Genomic DNA, 21,303 nt, shown 5'->3' on the forward strand with positions numbered 1-21,303 from the left:
CCGCTCCGGGGCGCGCTCGGCGAAGGGTCAGTTCGCGAGCAGCAGGAAGATCGCAGGGCGCTTGTGCAGATCGGGCACCGGCGCCTTTTTCCATTCCGCCACCGTGCGGCTCGCGATCGTCTCGCTCGCGAGCGTCAGGTCGGCCGCGACGCAGATCAGCGTGGACGGCGCGCAGGTCGCGACGAGCGTGTCGAGCATCGCGTGGTTGCGATAGGGTGTCTCGATGAAGATCTGCGTCTGGCGCGCCTTGCGCGAATGCTGCTCGAGCTCGCGCAGGCGTTTCGCGCGCGCGGCGGCGTCGACGGGCAGGTAGCCGTGGAACGCGAAGCTCTGGCCGTTCAGGCCCGACGCCATCAGCGCGAGCAGGATCGAGCTGGGGCCGACGAGCGGCACGACCTTCACGCCGCGCTCGTGCGCGCGGCGCACCAGCAGCGCGCCCGGGTCGGCGACGGCCGGGCAGCCGGCCTCGGACACGAGCCCGGCGTCCGCGCCTGCCAGCACCGGCGCCAGCAGCCGCTCGATCTCGCCCGCCGGCGTGTTGACGTTCAGCTCGCGGATCTCGATCTCCTGGATCGGCCGCGTGGTGCCGATCTTCTTCAGGAATGCGCGGGTCGTCTTCGCGTTCTCGCCGATGTAGTAGCCGAGCGTGCCTGCGCGCGCCTGCACGGCGGCGGGCAGCACCGCGGCCAGCATCGACGCGTCGCCGTCGCCGAGCGTGTTCGGGACGAGGTAGAGGGTGCCGGCCGTCATGCGTGCTCTCCGTGCGCGGCGAACAGCGGATAGCCGGCGGCGCGCAACATCCGTGTGAGCGCGATCAGCGGCAGGCCGACGAGCGCGGTCGGGTCGTCCGAGTCGATCGCGTCGAGCAGCGCGATGCCGAGCCCTTCGGATTTCGCGCTGCCTGCGACGTCGTAGGGCGTCTCGGCGCGCAGGTAGGCGTCGAGCTCGGCCTCGGGCAGCGTGCGAAAGCGCACGCGGGTCACGATGTCCTCGCTCTGCGTCGTGCCGGTGCGGCTGTCGAACAGGCTGAGCGCGCTATGGAATTCGACCTCCCGGCCCTGCATCGCGACGAGCTGCTCGAGCGCGCGCGCATGGGTGCCGGGCTTGCCGATCTGTTGCCCGTCGAAGGTGGCGACCTGGTCGGAGCCGATCACGAGCACGCCGTGCGGCGCGTCGGCGCCGGCGGCGACCGTGCGCGCTTTCGTGGCGGCGAGGCGCAGCGCGGTGGCGGACGGCGATTCGCCCGGCAGCGGCGTCTCGTCGAGGTCAGGCGACACGACGTCGAACGGCACGTGAAGCCGCTCGAGCAGCGAGCGCCGGTAGCGGGAACTGGAGGCGAGAATCAGCCGCGGCGGGCTGGAAACGGTGTCCTGCATGGTCGGAAAGAGTCGGTGAGTCGTAAAAATGCGACGCCGCGGTGCGCGGGCGAGGGCTTTAAGTAATTGACCGGAAAAGATAAAAACGGTATGCTTTCCCGCTTTTCATCGATGGGTTTCGTTCGGCGTACCCGTCGAGTCTTCGGATGTTCTCGGTGCAGAGCCGAACCGACACGCAGGAGCGCACATGAATCCCTCTTCTGGCAAACCTGCAGTTACGCTTGATCCGCACGCGGTCGATCTGTTCGAATTCGCCCGCAGCGGGCGGCAGGCAGCCGGCGCGGTGCGTCTCTCGCAACTGCCGCGCATGTTAAACGAAGTACCGGCGGACGCGCCAGACCGCGACACGGTCTTCACGTGGCAGGCGGAAGGGTTCGTCCAGTCCGAGTTGCAGGACGACGGCACCGACGGGCAGCAGCCGTATCTGCGGCTCGCGCTGCACGGCAGCGCGTGGCTCGAGTGCCAGCGCTGCATGACCCCGTACCAGCAGGCGTTCGACGTCGACATGGTGTACCGCGTCGTCGCCACCGAAGAAGAAGCTGAAGAATTTTCGCTCGAAGACGATGAAGCCGATGTGATCGTGGGCTCACGCCAGTTCGATCTCGTCGACTTGATCGAAGAGGAATTGCTGCTTTCGCTGCCGCTCGTGCCGAAACACGAGGTTTGCCCGGCGGTTCACGAAAGCCTCGTATCGGGCGTGAGCGGTCCCGAGGCCGAAACGGATGACGAATCCGGCGAGGCCGAGGACGAAGGCAAACGGCCGAATCCGTTCGCGGCGCTCGACGCGCTGAAGAAGGGCGGGGACGGCGGCAAGCAACATTAAGCAGTGTGGCGCGGGAAGGCGTTGAGGCCGTGGGGCCAGGGTAGTTAAGCGCCGGATCGGGCTGTGTTAGAATCCGGAAAATTTTTAGGAGTTAGTCATGGCAGTCCAGCAAAACAAGAAGTCGCCGTCGAAGCGCGGCATGCATCGTTCGCACGATTTCCTGACGGCAGCGCCGCTGGCAGTCGAGCCGAGCACGGGTGAAGTGCATCTGCGTCACCACGTCAGCCCGAACGGCTACTATCGCGGCAAGAAAGTCGTCAAGACGAAGAACGACTAAGCGTATCGTCGCGTGTGCCGGGCTTCGGTCGATGGCGTTTCGCGCGACAACGGATTCGCTTGACACTTTCCTGGCTCAACAAAAAGGCGGCATTTCACTGCCGCTTTTTTGTGCCTGAAATTCGTCGCATTCCATGACTGTAAAGCTCACAATCGATTGCATGGGAGGCGACCACGGCCCGTCCGTGACCGTTCCCGCGGCAGTCAAATTCATTCGCTCGCATCCTGATGCGCACCTGATGCTCGTCGGCATCGAAAGCGCGATCCGTGCGCAGCTGAAAAAGTGCAAGGCGCTTGACGACCCGGCGCTGACCGTCGTGTCCGCCACCGAGGTCGTGGCGATGGACGATCCCGTCGAAGTCGCGTTGCGCAAGAAGAAAGATTCGTCGATGCGCGTCGCCCTCAATCAGGTGAAAGAGGGGCAGGCCCAGGCCTGCATCTCGGCCGGCAACACCGGCGCGCTGATGGCCGTTTCCCGCTATGTGCTGAAGACGCTGCCCGGCATCGAGCGGCCCGCGATCGCATTCGCGCTGCCGAACCCGACGGGTTACACGATGATGCTGGACCTCGGCGCGAACGTCGACTGCGAGCCGCAGCACCTGCTGCAGTTCGCGGAGATGGGGCACGCGCTGGTGGCGGCGCTCGAGGGCAAGGAGCGTCCGACGATCGGCCTGCTCAACATCGGCGAAGAGGTCATCAAGGGCAACGAGACGATCAAGCGCGCCGGCGAGCTGCTGCGCGCGAGCACGCTCAATTTCCGCGGCAACGTCGAAGGCAACGACATCTACAAGGGTACCGTCGACGTGATCGTCTGCGACGGCTTCGTCGGCAACGTCGCGCTGAAGACGTCCGAAGGGCTCGCGCAGATGCTGTCCGACATCATCCGCGAGGAATTCGGCCGCTCGCTGCTGTCGAAGCTGATGGCGCTCCTCGCGCTGCCGGTGCTGCTGCGCTTCAAGCGGCGCGTCGATCACCGCCAGTACAACGGCGCGGCGCTGCTCGGCCTGAAGAGCCTCGTGATCAAGAGCCACGGTTCCGCCGACGCTTACGCGTTTGAGTGGGCGATCAAACGCGGGTATGATGCCGTCAAAAACGGCGTGCTGGAGCGTCTCGCGCGCGCCATGGCGGACAATGCGGTACCGCTCGGCGCAGGCGATCACGACGCGCACGGCGCGGGCAGCGCAAGCCCGGCCGCCGGCCAGCCAGCCGAGCCCTCTGCTGCGCTATCCTCTAAAGCATAATGGCCCAATCGACTCTCTATTCCCGCGTGCTCGGCACGGGCAGCTATCTGCCGCCCGACCGCGTCACGAACCAGCAACTCGCCGAACGTCTCGCGAAGGACGGCATCGAGACGAACGACGAGTGGATCGTTGCCCGCACCGGCATCCATGCGCGTCATTTTGCCGCGCAGGACGTCACGACGAGCGACCTCGCGTTCGAAGCGTCGAAGCGCGCGATCGAGGCCGCGGACGTCGATCCGCAATCGATCGACCTGATCATCGTCGCGACTTCGACCCCCGATTTCGTGTTCCCGAGCACCGCCTGCCTGTTGCAGGACAAGCTCGGCATCAAGAGTGGCGGTGCGGCGTTCGACGTGCAGGCCGTGTGTTCCGGCTTCGTGTATGCGCTCGCGATGGCCGACACGCTCATCCGCAGCGGCCAGCACCGCACGGCGCTCGTCGTCGGCGCGGAGACGTTCTCGCGCATTCTCGACTTCAAGGACCGCACGACCTGCGTGCTGTTCGGCGACGGCGCGGGCGCGGTGGTCCTGTCCGCGTCCGAGGAGCCGGGCCTGCTCGGCAGCGCGCTGCATGCGGACGGCAGCTATTCGCGCATCCTGTGCACGCCGGGCAACGTCAATCGCGGCGTGATCGAAGGCAGCGCATTCCTGCAGATGGATGGCCAGGCCGTGTTCAAGCTCGCGGTCAACGTGCTCGAAAAGGTGGCCGTCGAGGCGCTCGCGAAAGCGAACCTCGCCCCCGAGCAGATCGACTGGCTGATTCCGCACCAGGCGAACATCCGCATCATGACAAGCACCTGCCGCAAGCTCGGGCTGCCGCAGGAGCGCATGGTCGTGACGGTCGGCGAGCACGGCAACACGTCGGCCGCGTCGATCCCGCTCGCGCTCGACGTCGCGGTGCGCGACGGCCGCATCAAACGGGGCCAGCACGTGCTGATCGAAGGCGTCGGCGGCGGCTTCACCTGGGGCGCGTCGGTCTTCCGCTTCTGATCCGGGGCACGCGATCCCGACCGGCGCGCGGTTCTCGCGCGCCGTCCAAATCGATTCAATTGGGGACGATATGAAATTTGCGTTCGTTTTTCCGGGGCAGGGCTCGCAGTCGGTCGGCATGCTCAACGCATTCGCCGATCTGGCCGTCGTGCGCGAGACGCTCCAGGAAGCGTCCGACGCGCTGAACCAGGATCTCGGCAAGCTGATCGCCGAAGGTCCGGCCGAAGAACTGAATCTCACGACCAACACCCAGCCGGTGATGCTGACGGCCGCCTACGCATGCTATCGCGCATGGCAGCAGGCGGGCGGCCCGGCGCCGGCGATCGTCGCCGGCCACAGCCTCGGCGAATACACGGCGCTCGTCGCCGCCGGCGCGATCGCGTTCAGCGACGCGGTGCCGCTCGTGCGTTTCCGCGCGCAGGCGATGCAGACCGCGGTGCCGGTCGGCCAGGGCGGCATGGCCGCGATCCTCGGCCTCGACGACGACACGGTCCGCGCAGTGTGCGCGGAAGCTGCGGAAGCGGGCGTCGTCGAAGCGGTCAACTTCAACGCGCCGGCACAGGTCGTGATCGCCGGCGACAAGGCGGCGGTCGAGAAGGCTTGCGAAATCGCGAAGGCGAAGGGCGCGAAGCGCGCGCTGCCGCTGCCGGTGTCGGCGCCGTTCCACTCGTCGCTGCTCAAGCCGGCGTCGGATCAGCTGCGCGACTACCTCGCGGGCGTCGACGTGAAGGCGCCGCAGATCCCGGTCGTCAACAACATCGACGTCGCGGTGGCCAGCGATCCGGCCGCGATCAAGGACGCGCTGGTGCGCCAGGCGGCGGGCCCGGTGCGCTGGGTCGAGTGCGTGAAGCACATCGCCGGCACGGGTGTCACGCACGTGATCGAGTGCGGCCCCGGCAAGGTGCTCGCGGGCCTGACCAAGCGCATCGACGGCAGCCTGACGGGCGCATCGGTGTTCGATCCGGCATCGCTCGACGAAGCGCTCAAGCTGGTCGCCGCGTGACGCGGCGGCGCATTCCTCAAGAAGACGGATACTGGATTCATGGACAAGACTCTCGATAAACAGGTTGCGATCGTGACCGGCGCATCGCGCGGCATCGGCCGGGCGATCGCGCTCGAGCTGGCGCGCCAGGGCGCGACGGTGATCGGTACGGCGACGAGCGAAGCCGGCGCCGCCGCGATTACCGCGGCGTTCGCGGAAGCGGGTGTCACGGGCCGCGGCGCGGTGCTGAACGTCAACGACGCAGCGGCTGCCGAAGCGCTGATCGATGCGGCGGTGAAGGAGTTCGGCGTGCTGAACGTCCTCGTCAACAACGCGGGCATCACGCAGGACCAGCTCGCGATGCGGATGAAGGACGAGGACTGGGACGCGGTGATCGACACCAACCTGAAGTCGGTGTTCCGCCTGTCGCGCGCGGTGCTGCGCCCGATGATGAAGGCCCGTGGCGGCCGCATCATCAACATCACGTCGGTGGTCGGCTCGGCCGGCAACCCCGGCCAGGCGAACTACGCGGCCGCCAAGGCCGGTGTCGCGGGCATGACCCGCGCGCTCGCGCGCGAGATCGGCAGCCGCGGCATCACCGTCAACTGCGTGGCGCCGGGCTTCATCGACACCGACATGACGAAGACGCTGCCGGAAGAGCAGCAGGCCGCGCTCAAGACCCAGATTCCGCTCGGCCGCCTCGGCAGCCCGGAAGACATCGCCCATGCCGTCGCGTTCCTCGCATCGCCGCAGGCCGGTTACATCACCGGCACGACGCTGCACGTGAACGGCGGCATGTACATGTCGTAACGAATTTCGTTTACCATCCGCGCCGTGCCTCGCTTTCAGCGTCGCGGCGCTTGATCCGCCGTAAGGCCAGCGCGCGTTTTTGGCGGCACCAAACCTGATAAAATGCGCGCACTTGTAAATTTGAACTTTCCCTCGGAGGGGTAATGGACAACATCGAACAACGCGTCAAGAAGATCGTCGCCGAGCAACTGGGCGTCGCTGAAGCCGAGATCAAGAACGAAGCTTCGTTCGTGAACGACCTGGGCGCCGACTCCCTCGACACGGTCGAGCTGGTGATGGCTCTGGAAGACGAGTTCGGCATGGAAATCCCGGACGAAGAGGCCGAGAAGATCACGACGGTTCAGCAAGCGATCGACTACGCTCGCGCGAACGTCAAGGCCTAAGCGTCGTCTGCCACTTCCGCATACGCCGCGCTTGACGCGCCATCCTGCCGGCATCGTGGCCGGACAGGCCAACAGCCACATGGCACGCAGGGCTGGTTCCTGTGGCCACTGTGGCTTTTGTTTTAGTCATCCAATGAAAAAGAGGTTACCTTGAGCCGCCGTCGTGTTGTTGTTACAGGCCTTGGGCTGATTTCGCCTGTTGGCAATAATGTTGCCGACGGCTGGGCCAATCTCGTGGCCGGCAAGTCCGGCATCGCTACCGTCACCAAATTCGATCATTCTGCTCTGTCCGTGCATTTCGCCGGCGAGGTCAAGGGCTTCAACGTCGAGGAGTACATCTCGGCCAAGGACGCCCGCCAGATGGATACCTTCATCCATTACGGCATCGCTGCGGGCGCGCAGGCGCTGAAGGACAGCGGCCTGGAAGTGACCGAGGCCAACGCCGAACGTGTCGGCGTGCTGGTCGGCTCCGGCATCGGCGGCCTGCCGATGATCGAGGACACCCACCAGACCTACGTCGATCGCGGTCCGCGCCGGATCTCGCCGTTCTTCGTGCCGGGTTCGATCATCAACATGATCTCGGGCCACCTGAGCATCATGTTCGGCCTGAAGGGCCCGAACCTCGCGGCCGTGACGGCCTGCACCACCGGCCTGCACAGCATCGGCCTCGCCGCGCGCCTGATCCAGGCGGGCGACGCCGACGTGATGGTGGCGGGCGGCGCCGAGTCGACCGTGTCGCCGCTGGGCATCGGCGGTTTCGCCGCGGCGCGCGCGCTGTCGACGCGCAACGACGATCCGGCCACTGCGTCCCGCCCGTGGGACAAGGATCGCGACGGCTTCGTGCTGGGCGAGGGCGCCGGCGTGATGGTGCTCGAAGAGTACGAGTCGGCGAAGGCGCGCGGCGCGAAGATCTACGCGGAAGTCGTGGGCTTCGGCATGAGCGGCGATGCGTACCACATGACCGCGCCCAACATGGACGGCCCGCGCCGCTGCATGGTCGCGGCGCTGCGCGACGCCGGCATCAACGCCGATCAGGTGCAGTACCTGAACGCTCACGGCACGTCCACGCCGCTCGGCGACAAGAACGAGACCGAAGCCATCAAGGCCGCGTTCGGCGATCACGCGCACAAGGTCGTCGTGAACTCCACCAAGTCGATGACCGGTCACCTGCTGGGTGGCGCGGGCGGCCTGGAATCGGTGTTCACGGTGCTGGCGCTGCAACACCAGGTCTCGCCGCCGACCATCAACATCTTCAACCAGGATCCGGAGTGCGATCTGGACTTCTGTGCGAACACCGCGCGTGACATGAAGATCGATGTGGCCGTGAAGAACAATTTCGGCTTCGGCGGGACTAACGGGACGCTGGTCTTCAAGCGCGTCTGAAGCGGAATCGCTTGACGAGTCCTCTCGATGTCGCGGCCGCAGGCCCGCAGCAGATGACGCTGCGGGCCTCGGCCGCGCTTTGCATGGTGCTTGCCGTATTCGTTTGCGCTGCCGCGTGCGCGGTGTACGCTTTCATCGGGCCGCGCGCCTCGACGTTCACCGGTCTGGCCGGTGCCGTCGTGGCGGCTGCGGCGCTTGCGGCGTGCGCACGCCGGGCCTGTGCGCGGCGGGTGCCGGCCGGCTTGCAGGTCGCCGCGGGCGGCGCGCGCGTGACTGCGTTCGGCCGCCGTGGCGAGACGCTGGCCGACGGGCAGGTGCTGGCCTGTACGCACTGGAGCGATCTGCTGCTGGTGCTGACGGTCGGCCGCCGCGGCGGGCGCGCCGTGTCGCTCGTGATCCCGGCCGATGCGCTCGATTCGGCTGTGTTTCGCGCGCTGTCGGTCGTGGGGCGCGGCGCCCGGGCGTGAAGCGCGGTGTGGCCGGCGCGGTGTGGCCGGCGAGGCGTGCCGGGCCGGCGCGAACGGACGGTTACGGATCGTAACTTGAGGCCAGGGCTGGAACGTTACAATAGCGTTCCGCGTTGCATCCCTAGTTAACGGATTTGTCAGGTGAGTGAAAAAGAAATCGATCAGGTACTGGTCGAGCGCGTACAGAAAGGCGACAAGGCGGCGTTCGAACTCCTGGTCTCCAAATACCACCGCAAGATCATTCGGTTGATCTCGCGCCTCGTGCGGGATCCTGCCGAGGTCGAGGATGTGGCCCAGGACGCGTTCATCAAGGCGTATCGCGCGTTGCCGCAGTTTCGCGGCGAATCCGCGTTCTATACGTGGTTGTACCGCATTGCCGTGAACACGGCGAAGAACTACCTTGCGACGCAAGGCCGCCGCGCGCCGACCTCGACCGAGGCGGATGCCGAAGAAGCGGAAACTTTCTCGGACGCAGACCAACTAAGGGATATCAACACGCCTGAGTCGATGTTGATGAGCAAGCAGATTGCCGAGACGGTCAACGCCGCAATGGCCTTGCTGCCTGAGGAACTGCGCACGGCGATCACGCTGCGCGAGATCGAAGGGCTGAGCTACGAGGAAATCGCGGAAATGATGGGCTGTCCGATCGGCACCGTTCGTTCGCGGATTTTCCGCGCGCGCGAGGCCATCGCGGCAAAGTTGCGTCCGCTGCTCGATACGCCCGAAGGCAAGCGCTGGTAAGCGCCGCGGGCGGAGCAGGCCGGACGGGGTCTATTACGAATAGAGTCGTGAGAGCACGACGGGGTGTCAAGATGGGGAGCATCATGGGGTCGGTCAATACGCAGTCGCACGCGTGCTCGCGCGGCGAGCGCCTTTCCGCTCTGGTCGACGGCGAAACGTTCGACGGCCCGGACTACGGGCAGTTTGTGGCTGAGCTCGACCGCGTCGATCGCGCTGCGTGGGCCCATTACCACCTGATCGGCGATGCGCTGCGCTCCGACGAGCTGACGCTCGCGCCGGCGCGCAGCGAATCGTTCATGACGCGCTTGTCGGCGCAGCTCGACAGCGAGCCGCATCTGCTCGCACCGGTCGCCGCGCCCGTCACCCGCAAGCTGCTGGCGCTGCGCCGCCGCGTCGTGCCCGCGTTCGCGGTGGCGGCTGCCGCCGCCACGCTGACGTGGGTCGTCGTGCCGCAGCTGCAGGGCGTGAACGGCCCGGGCGGCGTACAGGTCGCATCGGTCGGCGCACCGGAGCAGAACGGCCTGCAACGCGTGACGGTCGCGCAGGCGCGGTCGCAGCCGGGGCTGCAGGACGTCAACATCATTCGCGACGCGAGTCTCGACCAGTATCTCGAAGCGCACCAGCAATTCGCGCAGCAGCCCGTCGTCACGGGTTCGATGCCGCTGATCCGCGCTGCCGTGACCACGACGCCAGGCCAATAACCCGATGCGGACATTGCGGTTGAATCACACCATCTCCGGATGGAAGCGGCTGCCGGCTCTCCTGCTTTGCGCAGCCGCATTGTTGTCCGTTCAGTCTCTCCAGGCGCGCGCGCAGCAGCCGGACGATCCCGTCGCGACCCGCAAGGCGGCGGCCGACTGGCTCGATCGCATCCAGCAGGCCGCCCAGCAGCAGAATTACGAAGGCACGTTCGTCTATCAGCGTGGCGGATTCGTGCAGTCGTCGCGCATCGCCCACTACGCCGCGCGCGGCGAGGGCGAATTCGAGCGGATCGAGAGCCTCGACGGCAAGCCGCGCAAGCTGCTGCGGCATAACGACGAGCTGTACACCTTCGTACCCGAGCGCAAGCTGTGCGTCGTCGAGCGCCGGCAGGCCCGCGACTCGTTTCCGGCGTTGCTCGGCGCGAGTGGCGAGCACGTGCTGTCCGTCTACGACGCGAAGCTGCTCGGCAAGGACCGTGTGGCCGGGGTCGACGCGCAGGTCGTCGAACTGATGCCGAAGGACGCGTATCGTTTCGCGTACAAGCTGTGGGCCGACGCCCGCACCGGCCTGCTGCTGCGTTCGCAGACGCTCGACGCGGACGACCGCGTGCTCGAGCAGATCGCCTTCTCGCAACTGCAGGTGGGCGCCGCCGCGCCGGGTGAAAAATCGGCGATCGCGACCGGCATGCGCAACCTGAATGGCTGGACGGTCGTCCGGCCGCCCGTCGCGCCGGTCGACATGGTGGCGCAAGGCTGGCAGATAGCGCCTGGCGTGGCCGGCTTCAAGAAGATCCGCGAGGTGCGGCGGCCGATGGCCGCGCGCGATGCGGGCGATCCGCCGATCCCGGTCGACCAGGCCGTGTTCACCGACGGGCTGGCGACGATCTCCGTGTTCATCGAGCCGGCCGAGAAGAACACGCGCAAGGAAGGCGCGGGCAGCACCGGCGCGACCCACGTGCTGGTCAAGCGCCGCGGCGATTTCTGGATCACCGTGCTGGGCGAAGTGCCGCCCGCGACGTTGCAGCAATTCGCGTCTGCCATAGAATACAAGGCTTCCAAGTAACGCTTCCGTTTCCGACATGATGAAACTCACGCTGCGCAAATGGCTGGCCGCTGCGGCGATGGCGGCTTGCCTTCCGTTCGTGCCGCACACCGCGGCCGCGATGCCCGCGGGCGCGGGCCTGCCTGATTTCGCGGATCTCGTCGAAAAGGTCGGCCCGGCCGTGGTCAACATCCGGACGACCGCGAACGTGCCGTCCGCGGCGCGCGGCGTGCTGCCGCCCGGATTCGACAACGGCGACATGTCGGAATTCTTCCGGCGCTTCTTCGGCATTCCGCTGCCGCAGGCGCCCGGCAACCCGAAAAACGCGCCGGCGCCCGACGCCGCGCCGGATACCGAGCAGAACCGTGGCGTCGGCTCCGGCTTCATCCTGTCGGGCGACGGCTACGTGATGACCAACGCGCACGTCGTCGACGACGCGGACACGATCTACGTGACGCTGACCGACAAGCGCGAGTTCAAGGCGAAGCTGGTCGGCGTCGACGAGCGCACTGACGTCGCGGTGGTCAAGATCCAGGCGTCGAACCTGCCGACCGTCGCGATCGGCGATTCGAACAAGGTGCGCGTCGGCGAGTGGGTCGTCGCGATCGGCTCGCCGTTCGGCCTCGACAACACGGTCACGGCCGGCATCGTCAGCGCGAAGGGCCGCAACACCGGCGATTACCTGCCGTTCATCCAGACCGACGTGGCCGTGAACCCGGGCAACTCGGGCGGGCCGCTGATCAACATGCAGGGCGAGGTGATTGGCATCAACTCGCAGATCTACAGCCGCACCGGCGGGTTCATGGGCATTTCGTTCGCGATTCCGATCGACGAGGCGATGCGCGTGGCGGACCAGCTGAAGTCGTCGGGCAAGGTGACGCGCGGCCGCATCGCGGTCGCGATCGGCGAGGTGACGAAGGAAGTCGCCGATTCGATCGGCCTGCCGAAGGCGGAAGGCGCGCTCGTCAGCAGCGTCGAGCCGGGCGGCCCGGCCGACAAGGCGGGCATCCAGCCGGGCGACATCATCCTGAAGTTCAACGGCCGTCCGGTCGAGACCGCGTCGGATCTGCCGCGCATGGTCGGCGACCTGAAGCCGGGCGCGAAGGCGGCCGTCACGGTCTGGCGCAAGGGCCAGGCGCGTGAGCTGCCGATCACGATCGCCGAGACGCCGGTCGATGCGGTCGCGAAGGCCGATCCGCGCAAGAACGCGCCGCAGAAGTCGCGCCAGAGCAATCCGCTCGGCCTGACGGTCAGCGACATTCCGGCGGATCAACTGAAGGCGCTGAAGCTGCGGAACGGCGTGCAGGTCGACGGCGTCGACGGGCCTGCCGCGCGTGCGGGGCTGCAGCGCGGCGACATCGTGCTGCGGGTCGGCGATACCGATATCACGAGCGCGAAGCAGTTCGCCGACGTCACCGCGCAGCTCGATGCGCAAAAGGCGGTCGCGGTGCTGGTGCGGCGCGGCGACACCACGCAGTTCATCCCGATGCGTCCGCGTCAGAGCCAGAAGTGACGCGGCGGCGATGCTGACGCTTTACGGCCGGGGCTGGTGCCATCTGTGCGACGACATGCGCGACGCGCTGGCGCCGGTTGCTGCGGAATTCGGCGTCGCGGTCGAGTATGTCGACATCGATGCCGACGCGGCGCTCGTCGCCCGCTACGACGAGGACGTGCCGGTGCTGCTGCTGGACGGTGCGGAAGTGTGCCGCCACCGCTTCGACGAGGCGCGGTTGCGGTGCGCGCTCGCGGCCCGGCGCTGAAGGCGCGGCGGGCCGGCTGGCAAAATGCCGCCCCGGCCGGGGCTTTTCGGCTAAAATGGGCTGTTTTTTCACCGACTTACAAGGCGTGCTCCGCAGTCGTCGAGCGCGCCTTTTTCGCTTGTTCGGCACTGAATGGATCATATTCGCAATTTCTCGATCATCGCCCACATCGACCATGGCAAGTCGACGCTCGCGGATCGCATCATCCAGGTATGCGGCGGCCTGACCGACCGTGAAATGGAAGCGCAGGTGCTCGACTCGATGGATCTCGAGCGCGAGCGCGGCATCACGATCAAGGCGCAGACTGCTGCGCTGTCGTATCGTGCACGCGACGGCAAGGTGTACAACCTGAACCTGATCGACACACCGGGGCACGTCGACTTCTCGTATGAAGTGAGCCGCTCGCTGTCCGCCTGCGAGGGCGCGCTGCTCGTCGTCGACGCGAGCCAGGGCGTCGAGGCGCAGACGGTCGCGAACTGCTATACGGCGATCGAGCTCGGCGTCGAGGTCGTGCCGGTCCTGAACAAGATCGACCTGCCGGCCGCGAACCCGGAAAACGCGATCGCCGAGATCGAGGACGTGATCGGCATCGACGCGACCGACGCGACGCGCTGCAGCGCGAAGACGGGCCTCGGCGTCGAGGACGTGCTCGAATCGCTGATCGTGAAGGTGCCGCCGCCGAAGGGCGATCCCGACGCGCCGCTGCAGGCGCTCATCATCGACTCGTGGTTTGACAACTACGTCGGCGTCGTGATGCTCGTGCGGATCGTCAACGGCACGCTGCGCCCGAAGGAAAAGATCAAGCTGATGGCGACCGGCGCGCAGTACCCGGTCGAGCACGTCGGCGTGTTCACGCCGAAGTCGCGCAACCTCGAATCGCTGTCGGCCGGGCAGGTGGGCTTCATCATCGCCGGCATCAAGGAACTGACGGCCGCGAAGGTCGGCGACACCGTCACGCACGCGACGAAGGCGGCCGCCGAGCCGCTGCCGGGCTTCAAGGAAGTGAAGCCGCAGGTGTTCGCGGGCCTCTATCCGGTCGAGGCAAACCAGTACGACGCGCTGCGCGAGTCGCTCGAGAAGCTCAAGCTCAACGACGCGTCGCTGCAGTACGAGCCGGAAGTGTCGCAGGCGCTCGGCTTCGGCTTCCGCTGCGGCTTCCTCGGGCTGCTGCACATGGAAATCGTGCAGGAGCGGCTCGAGCGCGAATTCGACATGGATCTCATCACGACCGCGCCGACCGTGGTCTACGAGGTCGTGCAGAGCGACGGTTCCACGATCCGGGTCGAGAACCCGGCGAAGATGCCGGAGCCCGCGAAGATCGCCGAGATCCGCGAGCCGATCGTCACGGTGAACCTGTACATGCCGCAGGACTACGTCGGCTCGGTGATCACGCTGTGCGAACAGAAGCGCGGCTCGCAGATCAACATGCAGTATCACGGCCGCCAGGTGCAGCTCACGTACGAGATCCCGATGGCGGAAATCGTGCTCGACTTCTTCGATCGCCTGAAGTCGGTGTCGCGCGGCTATGCGTCGATGGACTACGAGTTCAAGGAATACCGCTCGTCGGACGTCGTGAAGGTCGACATGCTGATCAACGGCGACAAGGTCGACGCGCTGTCGATCATCGTGCACCGCTCGCAGTCGCAGTATCGCGGCCGCGAAGTCGCGGCGAAGATGCGCGAGATCATCCCGCGCCAGATGTACGACGTGGCGATCCAGGCCGCCGTCGGCGCGCACATCATCGCGCGCGAGAACATCAAGGCGCTGCGCAAGAACGTGCTCGCGAAGTGCTACGGCGGTGACATCACGCGCAAGAAGAAGCTGCTCGAAAAGCAGAAAGAAGGTAAGAAGCGGATGAAGCAGGTGGGTTCGGTCGAGATCCCGCAGGAAGCGTTCCTGGCGATCTTGCGTGTCGAAGACAAATAACAGGACTGATCCTCTATATGAATTTTGCGCTGATTCTTTTTGTGCTCGTCGCGTTGACGGGCGTGGCGTGGGTTGCAGACAAGATGGTGTTCCTGCCGCAGCGGCGGCGGGCGGCGGACGCGGCGATCGAGGAGTTCGACCGCCAGCAGTCGCGTATCGACAAGCGCTTCGCCGACGAAAATGCGCCGCAGACCCGTTCGAAGCTGCGTGACGACAAGCTGCGCCAGCCGTGGTGGCTCGAATACACGGCGAGCTTCTTCCCGGTGATCCTCGCGGTGTTCGTCGTGCGCTCGTTCATCGTCGAGCCGTTCAAGATCCCGTCGGGCTCGATGGTGCCGACGCTGCTGGTCGGCGATTTCATCCTCGTCAACAAGTTCGACTACGGCCTGCGCATGCCGGTCAGCAACACGAAGCTCACGCAGGGCCGTCCGCTCGAGCGTGGCGACGTGGTGGTGTTCCGTTATCCGAAGGACGAGTCGGTCGACTACATCAAGCGCGTGATCGGCCTGCCGGGCGACACGATCGCCTACCAGGACAAGCAGCTGACGATCAACGGCAAGCCGGTGGCCGAGACGGCGATGCCGGACTACTTCGACGAAGAGCGGATGAACTACGCGAAGCAGTTCGAGGAATCGCTCGACGGCCGCACGAACGCGATCCTCAACAATCCGGCAGTGCCGCCGTTCGTGATGGGTGCATACGACTACCCGTATCGCGACAACTGCACGTACAACAGTCGCGGCGTGATCTGCAAGGTGCCGCCGGGCCACTACTTCATGATGGGCGACAACCGCGACAACAGTGCGGACAGCCGCTACTGGGGTTTCGTGCCGGACAAGAACATCGTCGGCCGCGCGTTCTTCATCTGGATGAACTTCAGCGCCCTGAAGCGCATCGGCTCGTTCAACTGATCGGCCGACACACCGGCGGGACGCAGCGCACGGGCCGTGCCGCGTCCCGCCGAAAAAAACCAAGAACCGGCGGACACACCGCCTCGTCACGCCTTTTCGGGGCCGGCAGCGTCGCTTCGACGTAACCGGCGCCCGCGTTATACTCCTGCACATGCCCCTATCTCAGTTGGAAAGCCGGCTGCGCTATGAATTTCGCAATGCGGAATTGCTGCGCCAGGCTTTGACCCATCGCAGTCACAGTGCCACGCACAACGAGCGGCTCGAGTTTCTCGGCGACTCCGTTCTCAATTGCGCGGTGGCCGCCCTTTTGTTCCAGCGTTTCGCCAAGCTGGACGAAGGCGATCTGTCGCGGGTGCGGGCGAATCTCGTCAAGCAGCAGTCACTGTACGAAATCGCTCAGGCCCTGAATATTTCCGACGGGTTGCGGCTTGGTGAGGGCGAGTTGCGCAGCGGCGGATTCCGCCGCCCGTCGATTCTCGCCGACGCGTTCGAGGCGATCATCGGCGCGGTGTTCGTCGACGGCGGCTTCGACGCCGCGCAAGGGGTCATCAAGCGCCTGTACGTGCCGATCCTCGACCATATCGATCCGCGCACGCTTGGCAAGGATGCCAAGACGCTGCTGCAGGAGTACCTGCAGGGCCACAAGATCGCGCTGCCGACCTATACCGTCGTCGCGACGCACGGCGCGGCGCACAATCAGCAGTTCGAAGTCGAGTGCACGGTGCCGAAGCTGGACGTCAAGGTGTCCGGCTCTGGCGCGAGCCGCCGCGCGGCCGAGCAGGCCGCGGCGAAGAAGGCGCTCGACGAGGTGATGGCCGCCGCGCCGATGCTCGGCGCGAAGCCGAAGCGCTCGAAGGGCACGCGCGCGGCGAAGCACGTGGAGCCGGAGATCGTGCCGGGTGTGAAGGGGATTCAGGAAGCGCTCGACTTGCGCTCGCCCGAGCGGAAGGAGCGCGCGGTCGCGCGCGCCGCCGCGAAGGCCGGCGGGGCGGCCGAGCCGGCCGCACGCGCCGGCGAACCGGCGGAGCGGGCGGCGTTGCCGTCGGCGGGCGCGATCCGTCGCGTCGAGCACGGGGCCGACAGGGCCGAACGGAACGCGAAGCCGGCGGCGGACAAGCCGGCCGATAGCGCCGACAGCCTGGCCGGGCGCGTCGATACCGCGCCGCAGGCGGGCGACCAGCCGGCCGAGCGCCCCGACGCGACGCCGCGCGCGGGCGACCAACCGGCCGAACGCAGCGACACTCCGCCGCGCGCCGCGGACAAGCCGGCCGGGCGCAGCGTGCTGCGGGTGCGCGACGTCCCCGCCGAGACGGGCGCTTCGTCGCCCGGCGAACCGGATCCGGCCGCCGCGCACGCGCGGATCGCCGATGCCGGCCACTGAAACGCACATGCACCGTGCCGCGCATCGCGCGGCCGGTTCCGAACCTGTAGTACACACGATATGAACGCTACCGCTCCCACTGGTTTCCGCTGCGGCATGATCGCGATCGTCGGCCGGCCGAACGTCGGCAAGTCGACGCTGATGAATGCGCTCGTCGGCCAGAAAATCAGCATCACGTCGCGCAAGGCGCAGACGACCCGTCATCGCATCACCGGCATCAACACGACCGAAGACGCACAGTTCATCTTCGTCGACACGCCCGGCTTCCAGACCCGTCACAGCACCGCGCTGAACCGCTCGCTGAACCGCACGGTCACGTCGACGCTGACGTCCGTCGACGCGATCCTGTTCGTGATCGAAGCCGGCCGCTTCGGCCCGGACGACCAGCGGGTGCTCGACCTGATTCCGCCCGGCACGCCGACGATCCTGATCGCGAACAAGCTCGACTGCGTCAACGACAAGGCGACGCTGTACCCGTTCATGCAGCAGGTGAGCGCGCTGCGCGAGTTCGCGCAGATCGTGCCGCTGTCCGCGAAGCATCAGGACGACATCCTCCGCCTGATGGAGACGCTCAAGCCGTACCTGCCGGAAGGCGAGCCGATCTACGGCGAGGACGACCTGACCGACCGCAGCTCGCGGTTCCTTGCCGCCGAGATCCTGCGCGAGAAGGTGTTCCGCTGGACCGGCGACGAGTTGCCGTACACGAGCACCGTCATCATCGACAAGTTCGAGGAAGAAGGGCGGCTCAAGCGCATCTTCGCGACGATCCTCGTCGAGCGCGATTCGCACAAGGCGATGGTGATCGGCAAGAAGGGCGCGAAGCTCAAGCAGATCAGCACCGAGGCGCGGATGGACATGGAGAAGCTGTTCGACGGCCCCGTGTACCTGGAAACCTTCGTCAAGGTGAAGAGCGGCTGGGCCGACAACGAAGCGGGGCTTCGTGCCTATGGGTACGAATGACGCGCTGACGTCGACCGAAGACACGGCGGCGCCCGGCGCGGACGATCCGCCGCCGCCGGCCGCGCCGCCCGAGCGGCCGCGCAAGCCGCGCCGCGCGGCCGCGCGCACGTCCGAATTCCGCGTCGCCGAGCAGCCGGCATTCGTGCTGCACAGTTATCCCTATCGTGAAACGAGCCTGATCGTCGACGTGCTGACGCGCGATCACGGCCGGCTCGCGCTCGTCGCGAAAGGCGCGAAGCGCCCGCATTCCGCGCTGCGCGGCGTGCTGCAGACGTTCCAGCCGCTGTTGCTGTCCTGGTCCGGCAAGTCCGAGGTGCGCACGCTGACGGGCGCCGAATGGGTGGGCGGCATGCTGCCGCTCGGCGGTGACGCGCTCCTGTGCGGTTTCTACGTCAACGAACTGCTCGTGAAGTTCTGCGCGCGCGAAGATCCGCAGCCACCGCTGTTCAATCACTACGTGGTGACGCTCACGCGCCTCGCGCACGGCGAGCCCGCAGTGCAGGTGCTGCGTTCGTTCGAGCGCGTGCTGCTGCGCGAGACCGGCTATGCGCTCGCGCTCAACCGCACGGTCGCGCGCCGCGCGGTCGAGCCCGACCGGCAGTACGTGTTCGATCCCGAGCGTGGCGTGCGCGACGCGAGCGGCGAGGTGCCGTCGCACTGGCCGGTGATTGCCGGGCAGACGTTGCTCGACATGGAGCAGGACGATTACCATCGACCCCAGACCGTCGCGCAAAGCAAGACGCTGATGCGCTTTCTGCTCAACACCTATCTCGGCGGCACGCCGCTCGCGACGCGCCAGATCCTGATCGACCTGCAAAACCTATGAGCTTCTTCCTGACTTCGCCCACCGCCATCGACCTCGGCGTCAACATCGATCACGTCGCGACGCTGCGCAACGCGCGCGGCACGCGCTATCCCGATCCGATCCGCGCGGCGCTGGCCGCCGAGGAAGCGGGCGCCGACGCGATCACGCTGCATCTGCGCGAGGATCGCCGGCACATCGTCGATGCGGACGTGCACACGCTGCGGCCGCTGTTGAAGACGCGCATGAATCTCGAATGCGCGGTGACGGCCGAGATGCTCGACATCGCGTGCGCGGTGCGGCCGCACGACGCGTGTCTCGTGCCGGAGAAGCGCGAGGAGCTGACCACCGAAGGCGGGCTCGACGTCGCGGGCCGCTTCGAGGCGGTGCGCGCCGCGTGCAGGCAGCTCGCCGATGCCGGCGTGCGGGTGTCGCTGTTCATCGATCCGGACGATACGCAGATCCGCGCCGCGCAGGAAGCGGGCGCGCCGGTGATCGAACTGCACACGGGCCGCTATGCCGACGCGCACGATGCCGCCGAACAGCAGCGCGAATACGAGCGCATCGTCGCCGGCGTGCAGACGGGCGTGCAGCTCGGCCTGAAGGTCAACGCGGGCCACGGCCTGCACTACACGAACGTCCAGCAGATCGCCGCGATCGACGGCATCGTCGAGCTGAACATCGGCCACGCGATCGTCGCGCATGCGATTTTCGCCGGCTGGGACAACGCGGTGCGGGAAATGAAGGCGATCATGGTCGCGGCCCGCGTCGCGGCGCTGCACGGGGCGCACTGAAGATGCATTGCCTCCACGTTCTCGTCGTTCGCTGCCCCCAAAGGGCGCCGTCAGCCCTCCTGGGGCGGCCCGGCGGGTGCTGACATGGCGATCTACGGCATCGGCACCGACATCGTCCAGTTAAGCCGCGTCGCGGCCGTGCTCGAGCGCACCGGCGGGCGTTTCGCCGACAAGGTGCTGGGGCCGGACGAGCTGCGCGTGTTCCATGCGCGCCGCGCGCGTTCCGAGGCACGCGGCATCGCGTTTCTCGCGACGCGCTTCTCCGCGAAGGAAGCGTTCTCGAAGGCGATCGGGCTCGGGATGCGCTGGCCGATGACGTGGCGCGCGCTGCAAACCCTCAATGCGCCGAGCGGCGAGCCGTACGTCGCCGCGTCCGGCGAACTGGCCGACTGGCTCGCGGCGCGCGGGATCACGGCGCGCGTGACGGTCAGCGACGAGCGCGACTACGCAGTGTCGTTCGTGATCGCCGAGACGCTCGCACCGGCGCCCTGACTCTTCCACTGACAGACTTCTCGCTTCGATGAAACAGACTCCCGGCCCGGTCATGCTCGACATCATCGGCACGACCCTCACGCGCGACGATGCGCGGCGTCTCGCGCATCCGCAAACCGGCGGCGTCATCCTGTTCGCCCGCCATTTCCAGGATCGTGCGCAACTGGTCGCGTTGACCGATGCGATCCGCGCGATTCGCGACGATCTGCTGATCGCCGTCGATCACGAGGGCGGACGCGTGCAGCGCTTTCGCACCGACGGCTTCACGGCGCTGCCCGCGATGCGCCGGCTCGGCGAGCTGTGGGACAAGGACGTGCTGCTGGCGACGAAAGTCGCGACCGCGGTCGGCTATATCCTTGCCGCCGAGCTGCGCGCGTGCGGGATCGACATGAGCTTCACGCCGGTGCTCGATCTCGACTACGGGCATTCGCAGGTGATCGGCGATCGCGCGTTCCATCGTGATCCACGCGTCGTGACGCTGCTCGCGAAGAGTCTCAACCACGGGCTCGCGGTCGCCGGCATGGCGAACTGCGGCAAGCATTTCCCCGGCCACGGATTCGCCGAGGCGGATTCGCACGTCGCGTTGCCCACCGACGACCGTCCGCTCGACGAGATCCTCGCGAACGATGTCGCGCCTTACGACTGGCTCGGCATCGCGCTGTCGGCGGTGATTCCGGCACATGTGATCTACACGCAGGTCGACAGTCAGCCCGCGGGGTTCTCGCGCATCTGGCTACAGGACATCCTGCGTGACCGCCTCGGGTTCACGGGGGCGATCTTCAGCGACGATCTGTCGATGGAGGCGGCGCGCGAAGGCGGCACGCTTACGCAGGCGGCTGAAGCGGCGCTCGCGGCCGGCTGCGACATGGTGCTCGTCTGCAACCAGCCGGACGCGGCGGAGGAGGTGCTGAACGGGCTGAAGGCGCTCCCGTCCGACGAGTCGGCGCGGCGCATCAGGCAGATGCGCGCGCGCGGCAAGGCGCTCAAGTGGGACAAGCTGATGCAGCAGCCGGACTATCTGCGCGCGCAGGCGCTGCTGCAAAGCGCATTCGGTTGAGCGGCG

24 protein-coding genes are annotated in these 21,303 nt (G+C 66.8%); 22 read left to right on the forward strand and 2 right to left on the reverse strand.

From position 1 onward, the window contains the following. Positions 1 to 27 precede the first annotated feature (27 nt). The gene (locus LIG30_RS11270; protein ID WP_038712131.1) at positions 28 to 750 is read right to left on the reverse strand and encodes an SAM-dependent methyltransferase; all 723 of its coding nucleotides are present in this window, start codon (positions 748 to 750) and stop codon (positions 28 to 30) included. Next, a complete protein-coding gene (locus LIG30_RS11275; RefSeq protein ID WP_038712133.1) occupies positions 747 to 1,376 on the reverse strand; it encodes a Maf-like protein in 630 nt (209 codons plus the stop codon). Before LIG30_RS11275 ends, LIG30_RS11270 begins: the two co-directional genes overlap by 4 nt. Before the next feature lie 187 nt (positions 1,377 to 1,563). On the opposite strand from LIG30_RS11275, the gene LIG30_RS11280 reads away from it, so the two are divergent. The 22 genes from LIG30_RS11280 (at position 1,564) to nagZ (ending at position 21,297) form a co-directional block, all read left to right on the forward strand. Then, positions 1,564 to 2,199 carry a DUF177 domain-containing protein gene (locus LIG30_RS11280; RefSeq protein ID WP_038712135.1) on the forward strand — a complete coding sequence of 212 codons (636 nt, stop codon included), beginning with the start codon at positions 1,564 to 1,566 and terminating at the stop codon, positions 2,197 to 2,199. A gap of 97 nt (positions 2,200 to 2,296) precedes the next feature. Next, on the forward strand, positions 2,297 to 2,476 hold the full coding sequence (gene rpmF / locus LIG30_RS11285; protein WP_006051932.1) for a 50S ribosomal protein L32: 180 nt from the start codon (positions 2,297 to 2,299) through the stop codon (positions 2,474 to 2,476). 133 nt (positions 2,477 to 2,609) lie between these two features. Continuing rightward, the gene (plsX, locus tag LIG30_RS11290) at positions 2,610 to 3,716 is read left to right on the forward strand and encodes a phosphate acyltransferase PlsX (RefSeq protein ID WP_038712136.1); all 1,107 of its coding nucleotides are present in this window, start codon (positions 2,610 to 2,612) and stop codon (positions 3,714 to 3,716) included. Beyond that, entirely contained in the window at positions 3,716 to 4,705 is a 990-nt protein-coding gene (locus tag LIG30_RS11295) for a beta-ketoacyl-ACP synthase III (protein ID WP_038712137.1), read from the forward strand. Before plsX ends, LIG30_RS11295 begins: the two co-directional genes overlap by 1 nt. Before the next feature lie 70 nt (positions 4,706 to 4,775). Continuing rightward, the gene (gene fabD / locus LIG30_RS11300; protein ID WP_038712139.1) at positions 4,776 to 5,708 is read left to right on the forward strand and encodes an ACP S-malonyltransferase; all 933 of its coding nucleotides are present in this window, start codon (positions 4,776 to 4,778) and stop codon (positions 5,706 to 5,708) included. Between the two features lie 39 nt (positions 5,709 to 5,747). After that, entirely contained in the window at positions 5,748 to 6,497 is a 750-nt protein-coding gene (gene fabG, locus LIG30_RS11305; RefSeq protein ID WP_038712141.1) for a 3-oxoacyl-ACP reductase FabG, read from the forward strand. Between the two features lie 143 nt (positions 6,498 to 6,640). After that, complete coding sequence (gene acpP / locus LIG30_RS11310; protein WP_004197638.1) at positions 6,641 to 6,880, forward strand: acyl carrier protein; 240 nt, start codon at positions 6,641 to 6,643, stop codon at positions 6,878 to 6,880. A gap of 150 nt (positions 6,881 to 7,030) precedes the next feature. After that, positions 7,031 to 8,263, forward strand: coding sequence for a beta-ketoacyl-ACP synthase II (fabF, locus tag LIG30_RS11315; RefSeq protein ID WP_038712142.1), 1,233 nt, complete (start codon positions 7,031 to 7,033; stop codon positions 8,261 to 8,263). A 53-nt stretch (positions 8,264 to 8,316) separates the two neighbouring features. Next, positions 8,317 to 8,730: a hypothetical protein gene (locus LIG30_RS11320; protein ID WP_235510283.1), complete on the forward strand. Its 414-nt coding sequence runs from the start codon at positions 8,317 to 8,319 to the stop codon at positions 8,728 to 8,730. A 141-nt stretch (positions 8,731 to 8,871) separates the two neighbouring features. Continuing rightward, a complete protein-coding gene (rpoE, locus tag LIG30_RS11325) occupies positions 8,872 to 9,471 on the forward strand; it encodes an RNA polymerase sigma factor RpoE (RefSeq protein ID WP_038712145.1) in 600 nt (199 codons plus the stop codon). A gap of 83 nt (positions 9,472 to 9,554) precedes the next feature. Beyond that, the gene (locus LIG30_RS11330) at positions 9,555 to 10,172 is read left to right on the forward strand and encodes a sigma-E factor negative regulatory protein (protein WP_038712199.1); all 618 of its coding nucleotides are present in this window, start codon (positions 9,555 to 9,557) and stop codon (positions 10,170 to 10,172) included. A gap of 4 nt (positions 10,173 to 10,176) precedes the next feature. Beyond that, positions 10,177 to 11,235 (forward strand): MucB/RseB C-terminal domain-containing protein, encoded by a 1,059-nt coding sequence (locus LIG30_RS11335; protein WP_038712147.1) that lies wholly within the window; start codon positions 10,177 to 10,179, stop codon positions 11,233 to 11,235. A 16-nt stretch (positions 11,236 to 11,251) separates the two neighbouring features. Continuing rightward, positions 11,252 to 12,727 carry a DegQ family serine endoprotease gene (locus LIG30_RS11340; protein WP_038712148.1) on the forward strand — a complete coding sequence of 492 codons (1,476 nt, stop codon included), beginning with the start codon at positions 11,252 to 11,254 and terminating at the stop codon, positions 12,725 to 12,727. A gap of 10 nt (positions 12,728 to 12,737) precedes the next feature. Further along, on the forward strand, positions 12,738 to 12,974 hold the full coding sequence (locus LIG30_RS11345; RefSeq protein WP_038712150.1) for a glutaredoxin family protein: 237 nt from the start codon (positions 12,738 to 12,740) through the stop codon (positions 12,972 to 12,974). Positions 12,975 to 13,106: 132 nt separating this feature from the next. Continuing rightward, entirely contained in the window at positions 13,107 to 14,900 is a 1,794-nt protein-coding gene (gene lepA, locus LIG30_RS11350; RefSeq protein ID WP_038712151.1) for a translation elongation factor 4, read from the forward strand. 17 nt (positions 14,901 to 14,917) lie between these two features. After that, positions 14,918 to 15,811: a signal peptidase I gene (lepB, locus tag LIG30_RS11355; protein WP_038712152.1), complete on the forward strand. Its 894-nt coding sequence runs from the start codon at positions 14,918 to 14,920 to the stop codon at positions 15,809 to 15,811. Between the two features lie 151 nt (positions 15,812 to 15,962). Beyond that, entirely contained in the window at positions 15,963 to 17,192 is a 1,230-nt protein-coding gene (rnc, locus tag LIG30_RS11360) for a ribonuclease III (protein ID WP_038712154.1), read from the forward strand. A gap of 60 nt (positions 17,193 to 17,252) precedes the next feature. Next, the gene (gene era, locus LIG30_RS11365) at positions 17,253 to 18,152 is read left to right on the forward strand and encodes a GTPase Era (RefSeq protein WP_038712155.1); all 900 of its coding nucleotides are present in this window, start codon (positions 17,253 to 17,255) and stop codon (positions 18,150 to 18,152) included. Beyond that, positions 18,139 to 18,978, forward strand: a complete 840-nt coding sequence (recO, locus tag LIG30_RS11370) for a DNA repair protein RecO (protein ID WP_038712156.1) — start codon at positions 18,139 to 18,141, stop codon at positions 18,976 to 18,978. The genes era and recO overlap by 14 nt, the downstream gene beginning before the upstream one ends. Continuing rightward, complete coding sequence (pdxJ, locus tag LIG30_RS11375; protein ID WP_038712158.1) at positions 18,975 to 19,748, forward strand: pyridoxine 5'-phosphate synthase; 774 nt, start codon at positions 18,975 to 18,977, stop codon at positions 19,746 to 19,748. The genes recO and pdxJ overlap by 4 nt, the downstream gene beginning before the upstream one ends. Positions 19,749 to 19,832: 84 nt before the next feature. Then, positions 19,833 to 20,240 carry a holo-ACP synthase gene (gene acpS, locus LIG30_RS11380; protein ID WP_038712159.1) on the forward strand — a complete coding sequence of 136 codons (408 nt, stop codon included), beginning with the start codon at positions 19,833 to 19,835 and terminating at the stop codon, positions 20,238 to 20,240. A 28-nt stretch (positions 20,241 to 20,268) separates the two neighbouring features. Then, positions 20,269 to 21,297, forward strand: coding sequence for a beta-N-acetylhexosaminidase (nagZ, locus tag LIG30_RS11385; RefSeq protein ID WP_038712161.1), 1,029 nt, complete (start codon positions 20,269 to 20,271; stop codon positions 21,295 to 21,297). The last annotated feature ends 6 nt before the right edge of the window (positions 21,298 to 21,303 follow it).

Source organism: Burkholderia sp. lig30, from assembly GCF_000687455.2.
GTDB lineage: Bacteria > Pseudomonadota > Gammaproteobacteria > Burkholderiales > Burkholderiaceae > Burkholderia.